At 64.2% G+C, this 12,824-nt stretch carries 13 protein-coding genes; 8 read left to right on the top strand and 5 right to left on the bottom strand.

Annotated elements, in window-relative coordinates:
* Positions 1-249 precede the first annotated feature (249 nt).
* From HKL97_RS02100 to HKL97_RS02085, 4 genes are all read right to left on the bottom strand, one after another.
* Positions 250-2,688: an FAD-dependent oxidoreductase gene (locus tag HKL97_RS02100; protein ID WP_291422394.1), complete on the bottom strand. Its 2,439-nt coding sequence runs from the start codon at positions 2,686-2,688 to the stop codon at positions 250-252.
* A 186-nt stretch (positions 2,689-2,874) separates the two neighbouring features.
* Complete coding sequence (locus HKL97_RS02095; protein WP_291422392.1) at positions 2,875-3,303, bottom strand: DUF6691 family protein; 429 nt, start codon at positions 3,301-3,303, stop codon at positions 2,875-2,877.
* Positions 3,303-3,737, bottom strand: a complete 435-nt coding sequence (locus HKL97_RS02090) for a YeeE/YedE family protein (protein ID WP_291422390.1) — start codon at positions 3,735-3,737, stop codon at positions 3,303-3,305. The genes HKL97_RS02095 and HKL97_RS02090 overlap by 1 nt, the downstream gene beginning before the upstream one ends.
* A gap of 78 nt (positions 3,738-3,815) precedes the next feature.
* Positions 3,816-4,376, bottom strand: a complete 561-nt coding sequence (locus HKL97_RS02085; RefSeq protein ID WP_291422388.1) for an HNH endonuclease — start codon at positions 4,374-4,376, stop codon at positions 3,816-3,818.
* 182 nt (positions 4,377-4,558) lie between these two features.
* Here HKL97_RS02085 and gluQRS point away from each other — a divergent pair, with 182 nt between their 5' ends.
* Both gluQRS and HKL97_RS02075 read left to right on the top strand, forming a co-directional pair.
* A complete protein-coding gene (gene gluQRS / locus HKL97_RS02080; RefSeq protein ID WP_291422385.1) occupies positions 4,559-5,380 on the top strand; it encodes a tRNA glutamyl-Q(34) synthetase GluQRS in 822 nt (273 codons plus the stop codon).
* The gene (locus HKL97_RS02075; protein WP_291422383.1) at positions 5,377-6,333 is read left to right on the top strand and encodes a CPBP family intramembrane glutamic endopeptidase; all 957 of its coding nucleotides are present in this window, start codon (positions 5,377-5,379) and stop codon (positions 6,331-6,333) included. The genes gluQRS and HKL97_RS02075 overlap by 4 nt, the downstream gene beginning before the upstream one ends.
* On the opposite strand, the gene HKL97_RS02070 is transcribed toward HKL97_RS02075, so the two are convergent.
* A complete protein-coding gene (locus HKL97_RS02070; protein WP_291422381.1) occupies positions 6,302-8,227 on the bottom strand; it encodes a hypothetical protein in 1,926 nt (641 codons plus the stop codon). The two genes, HKL97_RS02075 and HKL97_RS02070, sit on opposite strands and share 32 nt — an antisense overlap.
* Positions 8,228-8,334: 107 nt before the next feature.
* On the opposite strand from HKL97_RS02070, the gene HKL97_RS02065 reads away from it, so the two are divergent.
* The 6 genes from HKL97_RS02065 to HKL97_RS02040 all read left to right on the top strand — a co-directional run bounded on the left by HKL97_RS02065 (position 8,335) and on the right by HKL97_RS02040 (position 12,558).
* The gene (locus HKL97_RS02065) at positions 8,335-8,568 is read left to right on the top strand and encodes a twin-arginine translocase TatA/TatE family subunit (RefSeq protein ID WP_291422379.1); all 234 of its coding nucleotides are present in this window, start codon (positions 8,335-8,337) and stop codon (positions 8,566-8,568) included.
* Between the two features lies 1 nt (position 8,569).
* The gene (locus tag HKL97_RS02060; protein WP_291422377.1) at positions 8,570-9,163 is read left to right on the top strand and encodes a methylthioribulose 1-phosphate dehydratase; all 594 of its coding nucleotides are present in this window, start codon (positions 8,570-8,572) and stop codon (positions 9,161-9,163) included.
* Positions 9,160-9,699: an acireductone dioxygenase gene (locus HKL97_RS02055; protein WP_291422375.1), complete on the top strand. Its 540-nt coding sequence runs from the start codon at positions 9,160-9,162 to the stop codon at positions 9,697-9,699. Before HKL97_RS02060 ends, HKL97_RS02055 begins: the two co-directional genes overlap by 4 nt.
* Positions 9,699-10,355, top strand: a complete 657-nt coding sequence (mtnC, locus tag HKL97_RS02050) for an acireductone synthase (RefSeq protein ID WP_291422373.1) — start codon at positions 9,699-9,701, stop codon at positions 10,353-10,355. The genes HKL97_RS02055 and mtnC overlap by 1 nt, the downstream gene beginning before the upstream one ends.
* The gene (gene lnt / locus HKL97_RS02045) at positions 10,348-11,832 is read left to right on the top strand and encodes an apolipoprotein N-acyltransferase (protein WP_291422371.1); all 1,485 of its coding nucleotides are present in this window, start codon (positions 10,348-10,350) and stop codon (positions 11,830-11,832) included. The genes mtnC and lnt overlap by 8 nt, the downstream gene beginning before the upstream one ends.
* A gap of 246 nt (positions 11,833-12,078) precedes the next feature.
* Positions 12,079-12,558 carry a helix-turn-helix domain-containing protein gene (locus HKL97_RS02040; RefSeq protein ID WP_291422369.1) on the top strand — a complete coding sequence of 160 codons (480 nt, stop codon included), beginning with the start codon at positions 12,079-12,081 and terminating at the stop codon, positions 12,556-12,558.
* Positions 12,559-12,824 lie beyond the last annotated feature (266 nt).

Below are 12,824 nucleotides of genomic sequence, written 5' to 3'. Positions count from 1 at the left end.
GAGCGCCGACGATATCCTCGCCTCAATTCAACGCTTCTGCCTGCGCTCCCTCACAACAAATGCCTAAAATGCAGACGACTTCCGAATCAGGACACTAGCCAGTGCTCCACGTGGAGCGCCGGGCTCGCTCTTGATCTAACGAGTTGTTAGTTATGGTTTATTTTTTCCTTGCACCCCAATTTGTGCAGATTTAGTTCGGAAAAGGAATGAATCCGCCAGAAGCTTGAATGCCGATAACGGCGCGGGCGATCAGGCTTTGATTTTCTGCATTTTGGGGTCGTAGAGCGGGGCTAGGTGCAAGGCGGCGGGCACGCGCACCGTGGCGACTTCGAGTTCGTAAGTACCAGAGGTGAGAAATTCATCGCTCACACCTTCAGGGTTGCGGACATAGCCAAAGCCGATGGGCTTGCCGATGGTGTAGCCATAGCCCCCGCCGGTGAGCCAGCCGGCGCGGATGTTGTCACGATAAATGGTCTCGCGGCCGAGCAGAATCACGCCTGGGTGATCGGTGGTGAAACTCACAAGCCGCTTCTTAAGCGGGGTGGCCGCCTGGGCTTCCAGCGCCGCGCGGCCGAGGAAGGGGATGGGCTTTTTGAGTTTGACGAACGGGCGAAGACCGGCTTCGAGCGGGGTGTGGTCCGGGCCGATATCCGAGCCCCAGGCGCGGTAGAATTTCTCCAGGCGCAAGGATTCGATGGCGCGGTAGCCGCCCGGCGCGATGCCGTGGGCAGCGCCCGCCGCCATCAGGGCGTCATAAACAGTGAGGGCAAATTCGGTGGGGATATGCAGTTCCCAGCCGAGCTCGCCGACATAGGTGATGCGCAGGGCCATGACGCGCGCTCCGGCGGCGGCGATGGTGCGCACGGTGCCAAAAGGGAAAGCGGCGTTGGAGAGATCCTCCGTGGTGATCTGCTGCAAGACCGCCCGGGCGTTTGGCCCCATCAGCGCGAGGGTGGCGTAGGCGGAGGTGACATCGAGCAGCTGCGCGTCCATCCCCTTGGGGATGTTGCGGGTGATCCAGTCGGCATCATGCGTGACGAAGCCGGTGCCGGTGGTGATGTAGAATTTGCGCTCCTCCAGGCGGGCGATGGTAAGATCAGCCTCGATACCGCCACGGGCGTTGCACATTTGCGTGTAGGTGAGGCTGCCGGGGGGGGCGGAGATGTCGTTGGCGCAGATCCACGCGAGGGCTGCCTCGGCATCCCGGCCGGTGAAGAGGAATTTGGCGAAGGAGGTTTCGTCAAACAGGGTGACGTTGCGCCGCGTGTTCCCGTGCTCACGCGCGACGGCGGCAAACCAGTTTGGTTTCTCGAAGGTGTAAATGTCGGCCGGGGTTTCGCCGGGGGCGGCGAACCAGTTAGGGCGCTCCCAGCCGAGTTTTTCGCCAAAGCAGGCGCCGGCCTGCTCAAGGCGCGCATAGAGCGGCGAGCGGCGCAGCGGGCGGGCGGATTTATACTCCTCCGATGGCCAGGCCATGGTGTAATGCTTGGCGTAGGCTTCCAGCGTGCGGGTGCGGACCCAGCCGGTGTCGCGGTGCGGGGGGCCGAAGCGGCGGATGTCAACCGGCCAGAGATCAACCGGAGGTTCGCCGCCCGCAACCCATTCGGCCAGCATTTTGCCAGCGCCCCCGCCCGAGGCGATGCCGAAGGCGTTAAACCCGGCGCCGACGAAGAGGCCGGGCAGTTCCGGGGCTTCGCCGAGGATGAAATTGCCATCAGGGGTGAAGCTTTCCGGCCCGTTGATGAGGGTTTTGACCCCGGCGGTGGCAAGGGCCGGGACGCGGCCGATGGCCAGCTCCATGATCGGCTCGAAATGCTCCCAGTTGGAATTGAGCAGCTGGTAGGAGAAGTTTTCCGGGATGCCGTGCACGGCCCAGGGGATGGGGTTGGGCTCATAGCCGCCCATGACGAGGCCGCCGACTTCCTCCTTGTAATAGGTCAGGCGGTCCGGGTCGCGCAAAGTGGGCAGGTTTTTAGGCGTGCCGGGGATGGCCTCGGTGACCATGTATTGATGCTCGACCGAGACCAGGGGCACATTCACGCCGGCGGTGGCGCAGAGGGCGCGGGTCCACTGGCCGCAGCAGACGATGACAGCCTCGGTGGCGATGCGCCCCTGCGCGGTGAGCACGGCGCTGACGCGGCCGCCTGTGACCTCGATGGAGGTGACCGGCGTGTCCTCGAAGATTTTCGCGCCGTTCATGCGCGCGCCCTTGGCCAGCGAGAGGGTGATGTCCGACGGGTTGGCCTGGCCATCGGTCGGCAAAAAGGCGGCGCCGATGAGATCATCGATTTGCATTAGAGGCCAGAGGTCCTGCGCTTCCTTAGGCGTGAGCAAATGCATCTCCAGCCCGAAGGAGCGCGCCGTGGTGGCCTGGCGCTTCACCTCGGTCCAGCGCTCCTGGTTGCAGGCGAGGCGCAGGCCGCCGTTCATCTTCCAGCCGGTGGCAAGGCCGGTTTCGGCTTCCAGCGAGCGGTAGAGCTTCACCGATTCACCGAGCAACTGGGTGATGCTGGCCGAGGAGCGAAGCTGGCCGACCAGGCCGGCGGCATGGAAGGTGCTGCCGGAGGTGAGCTTGGCGCGCTCCAGCAGCGTGACTTCCCAGCCGAGTTTGGCCAGGTGATAGGCGGTGGAACAGCCGATGATGCCGCCGCCGATGATGACAGCGCGCGATTGGGTTGGGAGGGTCATGGCCGCATCATTGAACTGAACAGCGAGGGTGACAAGAGACGGCGGCGCTGGCGGAGGGACGTAGCAGGGGTGCCGCCAACGGGGCGGTTGCCGATTTTGACTTCGCCCATGATGCAGCTTCCCTCAAAGCTGTAATCTGGTCACGTCATGCCGCAGTGCCATTATCTCTGGCAGATGACAAGTTGTTCATGTGCCCTCGGGCGGGGCGAAAAAACCGGCGAGACGGGTGCCGATGACCATGGCGGCGGCAAAGACGAGCGCGCCGCGCGCGCCGTAGCCGAGCAGGACGAGGCCGGGACCGGGGCAGAGGCCCGAAAGCCCCCAGCCGAGGCCGAAGATCGCGGCGCCGAGCAGCAGTTTGCCGTCCACCACCGCGCTGCCCGCTGGCGAGATGCCGCATCCCTGCATGGTGCTGCCGCGGCGCTTGGCCAGGTAGAAGGCCGGTGCGGCAACCGCGATGGCGCCGCACATGACCAGGGCCAGGGAAGGATTCCAGGCGCCGGCGACGTCCAGGAAGGCTTTGACGCGGTCAGGGTCGGCCATGCCGGAGAGGATCAGCCCGGCGCCGAGGATGAGGCCGAAGGCAAAGGCGGAAAGTACTGATTTGAGGCGCATCAGCCGTGCCCCAGCAGGTGGCGGGTGACAAATACGGTTAGCCCGGCGGTAAGCATGAACACGCAAGTGGCCACCAGCGAGCGCGGGTTGAGCCGGGCGATGCCACAAACCCCATGGCCGCTGGTGCATCCGTTGCCCAGGCGGGTGCCAAAACCAACCAGCAGGCCGGCAACGGCCAGCAGGGGCAGAGGCTCCTGGCCAAGCGCCGGGGGCAGCGCGCGCCCAAGCGGGGCCGCGGCGGCGCCCGCCGCCACCAGGCCCAGCACAAACGCCCATTGCCAGATTTTAGGCTGCGGCCCGGTGGCGCCGGCCAGAATTCCGCTGATGCCGGCGATGCGGCCGTTGACCAGCAGCAATCCGGCGGCGGCAAGGCCGATGAGCACCCCGCCGGCCAAAGCTTCTTCCAGCACCGCTGGTTCAATGACGATAGACATGCAACCTCTGTTAATAATTCACCATCATTCATCTGATCCAACGAAAACGGTGGCAGGGCAAGATATGCAGTGGGGGGGTTAATTTTCCAGCTCGGAATCCCAATAGAGAAAATCGCGCCAGCTCTGGTGCAGGAAATTGGGCGGGAAACCCCTGCCCCGGTCCTGCAACTCCCAGCTGGTGGGGCGGCGGGGTTCCTGATGAGGGATCATGTTGCATTCACGCGGGAGTTTGCTGCCCTTGCGCAGATTGCACGGGCCGCAGGCGGTGACGACATTTTCCCAGCTCGTGCGCCCGCCGTGGGCGCGGGGGATCACATGGTCGAAGGTTAGCTCCGGGGCGCAGCGCTTGTGGCCGCAATACTGGCAGGTGAAGGTATCGCGCAGGAACACGTTGAAACGGGTGAAGGCCGGGGTGCGCGCGGAGGGGATGAAATCACGCAGGGCGATGACGCTGGGCAGACGCATGGTGAAGCTGGGGCTGTGGACCTCTTTTTCGTACTCGGAAAGCACGGAGACGCGATCCAAGAACACCGCTTTCACGGCATCCTGCCAGTTCCAGGTCGACAACGGAAAATAGGACAGCGGACGGAAATCCGCATTTAAGACGAGCGCGGGAAAATTTGCCCCGCCGTCAGGCATTACTGAACCTGTCCCAGAACGGGACCAGATTTTGGGGAGAAACCGCGAACCCCAGCCAAATATGGTGGTTAGTACGAGTCATGGGAACTTTATGACAAATGCGGCGGGCAGCCGCAAGACAGGAAAGCGTTTGTAAACCACTTGTCACATGCAGGCGGCGGGATGCTTATATCGGCGCGGCCATGAATATCACCACGCGCTTCGCCCCCAGCCCCACCGGATATCTCCATCTTGGCCACGCATTTTCCGCCTGGAACGCCTGGGTGCGCGCGGATGTGTTCCGGCTGCGGCTGGAAGATATCGACAGCACCCGCTGCCGGCCCGAATATGCGGCGGCGATCCTGGAGGATCTGCGCTGGCTGGGGCTGGCGTGGGATGGGGAAATCCGTGTCCAATCAGCACATTTGGCCGAATACCAGGCGGCGCTGGCGATATTGCGCGGGCGGGGGTTGCTCTATCCGTGTTTCTGCACCCGGGCGGAGATTGCCCGCGCGCAGGCGGCGCCGCATGGGGCGGAGGCGGTGTATCCGGGCACCTGCCGGCATTTGAGCGCGGCGGCGCGGGCGGAGAAGGTGAACGCCGGAGCGGCCTATGCGCTGCGGCTGGATATGGCGGCGGCGCTGCGCCAGGCGGGCGCGCTGCGGTTTTTCGAGGAGGGCAAGGGCTGGATCGAGGCCAGGCCCCTGCCCTTTGGCGACGTGGTGCTGGCGCGCAAGGATACGCCGGCCAGTTATCATCTCTGCGTGGTGCATGACGATGCGCTGCAGGGCATCAGCCATGTGATCCGGGGTGAGGATTTGTTTGAGGCGACGCATGTGCATGTGCTGTTGCAGGCGCTGCTGGGGCTGCCAACGCCGGTTTATGCGCACCACCGGCTGCTGCGCGATGCGCAAGGCAAGCGGCTGGCCAAGCGCAATTTTGCCGCTACGTTATGCTCCATGCGGGCGGCGGGCGTGCAGCCGCGCGCGATATTGCGGCAATTCAAGGAAGGCGGCGCGGCATGAGGCGTATTCTGGTCAGCCTGGGGTGGCTCGCGGGGTTTGCGCTGCTGGGCGGCGGCGCCATGGAGGTGTTCGGCCGCGCGATGTTCCCGCATCTGCACGCGCCAGGGCCGCATGAGAAGCTGATCGCGCTGGGGGCGGCGTTCGGGCTCAACCTGTTCGTGCTGGCCATGTGCTTCGCGCTGCTGCCTGGGGCGCGGCGGCCGCCGGGGGCGGCGCAGCCGTTCGGCCTGGCGCAAGGGATCTGGGGCATGGCGGGGTTTGGCCTGGCCATGGCCGGAGGCGGCGCGCTGCTGGCGAATGTGCTGACCATCGAGAACCTGGCCCTGATCGCCCGCCATGCGCCGGCGCGGGTGAATTTCAACGGGCCGGTATTTATGCTGGCCACGGTGCTGGCCGGAGAGAGCGCGGCGGCGCTTTGGGTTGTCTGGTATCTGCGCCGGTTGGGCAGCGCGCGGATGAGGGATGGCGGGGAGAGCGGCATCGGCTGGTGCGCCGCCCCGGCGCTGGGTTATGTGAGCGCGGCTGTTATGGCGGTGTGGATTGTTTGCAGCGTTGGGCTGCTGTTTCACTTTTTTCCACCCGATATGCGGGCGTTGCGTAATCTGCCCGAGTCACAACTGTTCGAGAGCCGTGGGCTGGCGGCGCTGCCGCTGCTGGCGGTGGCTTTGTTCATCGGTCCGGCGCTGGAGGAGGTCGTTTTCCGTGGCATCGCCTTCGCCGGGTTGGCGGCGCGGCTGGGGCCGGCCTGGGCGGCGGTTATAACCACGCTGGCCTTTATGGCGGCGCATGCGCCGGAGAAAATATACTATCCGCCAGGGTTCATAGATGTAGGGCTGATGGCCGCCTGCGCCGTGGTGCTGCGGCTGAAGTTCCGCTCCATCCGCCCGGCGATTGCGCTGCATGTGCTCTATAATGCCGGATCTATTCTGGCGGCGGTGTTGTTCGTGCGGTGAGCGGGCAGGCGATGCCGGCGGCGGGGAACGGCGGATGCGCGTGCAGGGCCCAGAGGTACAGCAAAGGCGCGGGGGGAAGGCCGGTTGCGCGGGCGAAGCGGCGGATCTGGCAGACCCGGTGAATTTCATACGGGAGCACGGCGGCGCGCCCGCGCTGTTCCCCTTGCGCGATGAAGGCCGCGATCTGGCCCGGAGACCAGCGCGGCCGGCCGGGGATGGGCTGGTAGAGCGCGCCCTGCGGCGCGGAGCTTGTCATGCGCCACCCTGCCTGTTGCAGCAACGCGGCGGCGGCACGGGTTTTAGCGGCTTCGTCCACCGGCTTGCCCGCGTAATAGCCGTAGCCATGAGGGAGCAGCACCACATATTGCACACCGTAGACCTGCAGGTAGGCGGAGAATTCCTGGGGGCCGATCTGGTTGAACAGGTTGCGCCACAGCGCCGGATACAGCGGCCAGGAAGAAAATGGCGCGGGCATGCCGTTGCCCAGATAGCCCTGGCCCACCAGCACGAAGCGCATGCCTGAAGCATATTGCCAGCCCATCTCCTGGGCAAAAACCGGCAGGACCAGCACATGCGCGCCCGGCGGCAGGGCGGCAAAAACGGGGGGCAGCACCGGCTGACGCCAGTTGCGCGCGGTGGATTGCGCGGGAAGGATGGCGAGGAGGCACAGCCCGGCCAGCGCGTAGCGGCGCCAGCCGGTGCCGGGCCGCGCCAGCCAGAGCGCCAGCAACAGCGTGAGGGAAAGCCAAGCATAGAGCGCGAAGCGGCCAGGCAGCATGGCGGCGAGAATCGGCATCTGGGCAAAGGGCAGCCATGGCGCCGGGCCCAGGCTGTGGCCCAGAACATGGACATAAGGGCCGAGGGAGGCCACCGCCGCCAGCAGCGCCATGCCCGCCAGCACCCGCGCCGCCGGGAGGGGCGTTGTGCGCCAGATGGAAAACGCGAGCAGCACCAGGGGCAGGCTGTAATAGCCGCCCTGCTCGCCTGAATTGCCCGTGAAAAGTTTTGACAGCGGCAGCGCCAGATGCCCGCCCAGGAACACCAGCGGCGTGGGGATGAAGGCTGCCAGCAGGTCGTTGGAATAGACATCAGGCGTGGGGAAATTGGCCCGCGCGGCGGTGTAGCCTCGCAGCATGGCCCAGATGAAGGGGGATGCCAGCAGCAGGCAAAGACCCAGCCCCAGCAGGATGCCCGCCAGCAGGCGGGCCAGCACGGGGCGCGGCAAAGGGCGCAGCCAGGCCAGCAGCAGCAGCGCGGCGGCGCCGAAGAGAATTTCGCTGGCGAAAATCTCCTGTGAGACGCCGAATTCAAACAAAAACAGCCCACCCAGCACCACGCCCAGCCGCCAGCGCGGCCAGTTATGCCCGGCCGCGCGCAGGCACGCCCAGAGGCTGAGCGGGACAGCGGCGGTGAAGGCGAGGTTGAGGTGACCAAGGGTTTGGCCGATCTCGTAGCCCGAACAGGCGAAGACCGCGCCGGCGAGCAGCGAGGCGGCGAAGGCGCCGGTAAGCTCCCAGGCGGCGAGATAAAGGGCGAAGGCGGAGAGCGCCGGGGCGGCGATCATCAACACGTTGAATACCGCCGGAGCGCCGAAACGCAGGGTGAAGGGCGCAGCCAGCAGGCCGAACGCGGGGATGGAGGTTTTCCACACCAAATCCGTGCCCGCCGGGGCGTCGGCATAATGCGTGAACAGCAGCGGCAAATGATGCGACAGCGCGAAAGGCCACCAGTTGAGGAACCAGATGAAGGCCAGGGGATCCTGGCCGTCACCAAAGCTGGTGAGGCCCAGCCAATGGCGCGGCGGGGCATAGAAAACCCAGCTGGCGGCCAGAAACAGCAGGCAGACCGCGGCATGGCGCGGAAGCTGGTGGCGCGGAGCGGGTTCGTTACGCATCTGTTAATCTCAATCACAGGTTGGACTTGCGCACAACTCCCGCGATTTGGCATTCCTCCGCGATCAGCGTAGACTGAGATGGGAAATATCTGGGTGGAGATTAATTTATGGGTGGATTGAGCATCTGGCACTGGCTGATCGTGCTGTTCGTGGTCATGCTTGTGTTCGGTACCGGCAAGGTCAGCAACCTGATGGGCGAATTCGGCAAGGGGATTAAATCCTTCAAGGAGAATCTCGCCGACGAGGATGGCAAAAAAGGCCAGGACGCCTCGATGAGCAAGCCGGATTCGCTGAGCGCGCCGCTGCCGGACCAGAACAAGACGACTGTAAACCAGGGCTGAAATGGTTCCCGCTGAACTGGCGAATGCGCTGGCCGAGGCCGGGCAGCGTATGGATTTGCATTGCTGGGTGCCAGGCTCCGCCGGCAACCTTTCCGCGCGTATTGATGACGGCCGCATCGCGATCACCCGTAGCGGCGTGCATAAAGGCCGGTTGAAGGCCGGCGATATCATGGCTGTGGATTACGCCGGCCAGGCGCTGAGCCAGGGGATGAAACCCAGCGCGGAGACGCTGCTGCACTGCCAGCTCTACCGGCTGTTTCCGCAGGTGGGCGCGGTGCTGCATGGCCATTCGGTGGCCGCCACCGTGCTCTCCATGCAGGGCGCCATCACCTTCTCGGACTACGAGATATTGAAAGCCTTCGGCTTTGCCACGCATGAGATGGACGTGGCGCTGCCGGTGTATGCCAACGATCAGGATATCAGCAGGCTGGCCGCGTATATCGAGCCGCTGCTGCTGGGCGGCCCGCCGATTGGCTATGTCATCGCCGGGCATGGCGTGTATGCCTGGGGAACCAGCGTGGAGCATGCCTACTGGCGGCTGGAAGCGCTGGAATTTCTGCTGCAATGCGAGTTGGAACGGAGACGAATCAAATGAGCCGTTTGACAATCTATGAGGACCACACGCCCGGCGCAGCGGTGTTCTGCGCGGAGGATGCGGGCGCTGTGGCGGCGGAACTGAGCAAAATCGGCGTTGACTTCGCGCGATGGGAGAGCCCGGTGAAGCTGAGCGGCGAGGAACCGGCGGAGGAGATTTTGGCCGCCTACCGGCCGTATCTCGATGCGCTGATGGGCGCCACGGGGGCTGGTTCGGCTGATGTCATCAAAATGACGCCTGATAATCCCGCCGCCCCGGCATTACGCGAGAAATTCCTGAAGGAGCACACGCACAGCGAGGATGAAATCCGTTTTTTTGTGCAGGGGAGCGGGCATTTCGTGATCCATGAGAACGGGCGGGTGTATGATGCGTTCTGCGAGCAGGGCGACCTGCTGCGCGTGCCCGCCAACGCGAAGCACTGGTTCGATGCGGGAGAGAAACCTTTATTCACGGCGCTGCGGGTATTCACCGACACCTCCGGCTGGGTCGCGCAGTTCACCGGGGACGATATTTCCAGCCGCTTCCCGGTCGTCTGATGGTGCCGCCTGCCGCCGTCCTCACGGATATTGAGGGCACAACCACGCCCATCGCCTTTGTGCACCGGGTTCTGTTTCCCTATGCGCGGGCGCGGCTGGCGGCGTTTTGCGCGGCGCATGCGCAGGTGGGCGGCTTACCGGTGCCGCCGCTGGAGATGCTGTATGCGCAGATGGACCGCGACGAGAAAGACCCGATGCTGAAGGCCATCCAAGGGATGCTCTGGGAGGAAGGCTATGCGGCGGGGGAGCTGAAGGCGGAAATCTACGCGGATGTGGCCCCTGCCCTGCGCCGCTGGGCGCGCGGGGGGGTGAGGCTTTATGTGTATTCCTCCGGCTCCGTGCCGGCGCAGAAGCTGCTGTTCGGCCATAGCGGCGCGGGCGACCTGACACCGCTGTTCCAGGCGTATTTCGATACCAAGGCCGGGCCGAAGCGCGAGGCCGCGAGCTATGGTGCGATTACGCGCGGGATTGGGATTCCGGCGGGCGAAGTGCTGTTTCTCTCGGACATGGAAGCGGAGCTGGATGCGGCGCGCGAGGCTGGCTTGCGCACCTGCCAGCTGGTGCGCGCGCAGGATGGCACGCAGGCCTCGGCGCGGCACGAAATCGCGGCGGATTTTGCCGAAGTGGCGCAGAAATTTGGCCTGCCGCATGCTTAAACGAGCAGGCGCCTGGTTGGCCGCCCGCCCGCTGGTGCGGGCTTTTTTATGGGGCATGGCCTCCGCGCTCGGCCTGCCGCCGGTGCATCTGCTGCCGGTGCTGCTGTTCAGCGTGCCGGCGTTTATACGGCTGATCGGGGCCGCGAAAAGCTGGAAGCAGGTGGCGCTGACAGGCTGGCTGTTCGGCTTTGGCCTTGGGCTGGCGGGGCTGTATTGGATCACCGAGCCGATTCTGACCGAGCTTGCGACCTTCTGGTGGCTGGTGCCCTTCGCCGCCCCTTTGCTGGCCGCGGCGGTGGCATTCTATTCAATTATTCCGGCGCTGGCGGCGCGCGCGGTGAAACCGGGGTTTGGCCGCCTGCTGGTGTTCGCAGGGGCCTGGAGCGCCGCGAATCTGGTGCAGCAATTCGCCTTCTCGGGTTTTCCGTGGAACTTATGGGGTACGGATTGGGCGATTCCCGGCACCGTGGGCGATGTGTTGATCCAGCCGGCCGCGCTGATGGGCGTGCAGGGCATGACGCTGCTGACGGTGCTGCTGGCCGGGCTGCCGATGTTCGGGCGCCGGGGGTTGGCGGCACTGCTGGCGGTGTTGCTTGTGTGGGCCGGGTATGGCTGGCACCGGCTGCAAACGCCGGTTGCCGGAACGAATGTCACCCTTGCGCTGGTGCAGCCCGATTTTCCGGTACCCGGCTCCTACGACCGCGCGGCGCTGCTGGCGCGCTGGCAGAAACTGCTGGCCATGAGCCAGGCCGGACTGAACAACGGCGCTACGGCGGTGGTCTGGCCCGAAGCGGCCTCACCGTGGCTGCTGGATAGCGACGCGGTGGCGCGCCAGGAACTTGCCGCGGTGACGGGGACGGCGCCGGTGCTGGCGGGCTCGCTGCGCCGGGTGAGCGCGACTGATTTCCGCAACTCTCTGGTCGTGACCGACGGACCGCTGCCGGCGGTTGCAATCTATGACAAATGGAAGCTGGTGCCGTTTGGCGAGTACACGCCCAAATGGATTCCGCTGAAAATAATCCCCGACATGCTGGGCGGAGGCTTCACCCCTGGCCCCGGCCCCAAGACGCTGCACATTCCCGGCCTGCCGCCGGTGGGGCCGTTGATCTGTTATGAGGCCATTTTTTCCGGGCAGATTGTGGATGAACGTGACCGCCCGGCCTGGCTGGTGAATGTGACCGACGACGCCTGGTTTGGCGACTCTGCGGGACCGCGCCAGCATTTTGCTGACGCGCGGCTGCGCGCCGTGGAAGAAGGGCTGCCACTCGCGCGCGACGCGAATTCCGGCATCACCGCAATGTTTAATGCTTTCGGCCATGTCGTGGCCTATCTGCCCTTAAAAAGCCAAGGGGTGCTGGTTACATCTTTGCCAGGAAAGCTGCCGCCGCCGCTTTTTGCTAGGATTGGGCTTGCAATCCCTGCTATGCTTGCTTTTGTGGCAATGGTTTCCGGTGTGCTAATTTCCGCCCTGGCATGACCTAATATTTATATTTCTTCAGCAACATCGTCTCTTTAATAATTCTTTGTCCGTATTTTTTGCATTGTCATGTTCGTTAACCTCTGGTAATCATCATAGCCTTACCGCACTTTACCCTGGGTGGTGATGGGCGGCGGGAGAGTTAAGGCTGATTCAGTTTGCCGCCGGGTGGCGGGAGTGCTGGGGCTGCCAAGCGTGCCGGGAAGCGAGGATAGCCGCTCCCTATTGTTGGAGATGTTGAGTTAAATGGCCGAAGAGAACGCCGACCGCCCGGAGCGCGAAAGCCGCCCGAGCCCAATCGACATCCACGTTGGTTCACGCGTGCGGCTGCGCCGGACATTGCTTGGCATGTCTCAGGAACGGCTGGGCGATGCGCTGGGCCTGACCTTCCAGCAAGTGCAGAAGTATGAGCGCGGCGTGAACCGGGTTGGCGCATCGCGGCTGTTTGATATTTCCCGCGTGCTGGATGTGCCGATCAGCTATTTTTTTGATGATATGCCTGAGGGCATGTCCGAAAGCCCCGTCTCAGGCCCGCGCGGGCGCATGCATGGCTTCGCCGAGGCACAGGAGCCTTTCGCCGCCGGGGTGGATGACCATTTGACCAAACGCGAAACACTGGAACTGGTTCGCGCCTATTACCGCATTACCGACCCAGCGATGCGCAAGCGTATGTTCGACCTGATGAAATCCCTGGCGTCACCAGAGGCGACATTAGAGACCAATTGAGCCTTGCGGCTTCGGCCTTAAATGAAAACGGCGCCTTGCGGCGCCGTTTTTTATGGCCGGACCAGAAACGCGGATACAGACCCTGGTGGAAATATTCTACCGGACATTGGCAGCGTACCTCGCCTCAAGGAAACGGGGTCCGCCGCTTTTGTTCAAAGTTGAGTCTTATACCAGCTGCCGAATTTTCTGACTCTCCGGGGATTCCCCCGACGCGGTGAGTTATGATTCGGTGTTTCCCGTTGATTTGATTGATGGGAGGCGGTGAT

This window comes from Acidocella sp. (genome assembly GCF_013044125.1).
GTDB lineage: Bacteria > Pseudomonadota > Alphaproteobacteria > Acetobacterales > Acetobacteraceae > Acidocella.
Note: the sequence above shows the minus strand (reverse complement) of the source record. Positions and strands in the feature narration are given on the sequence as shown.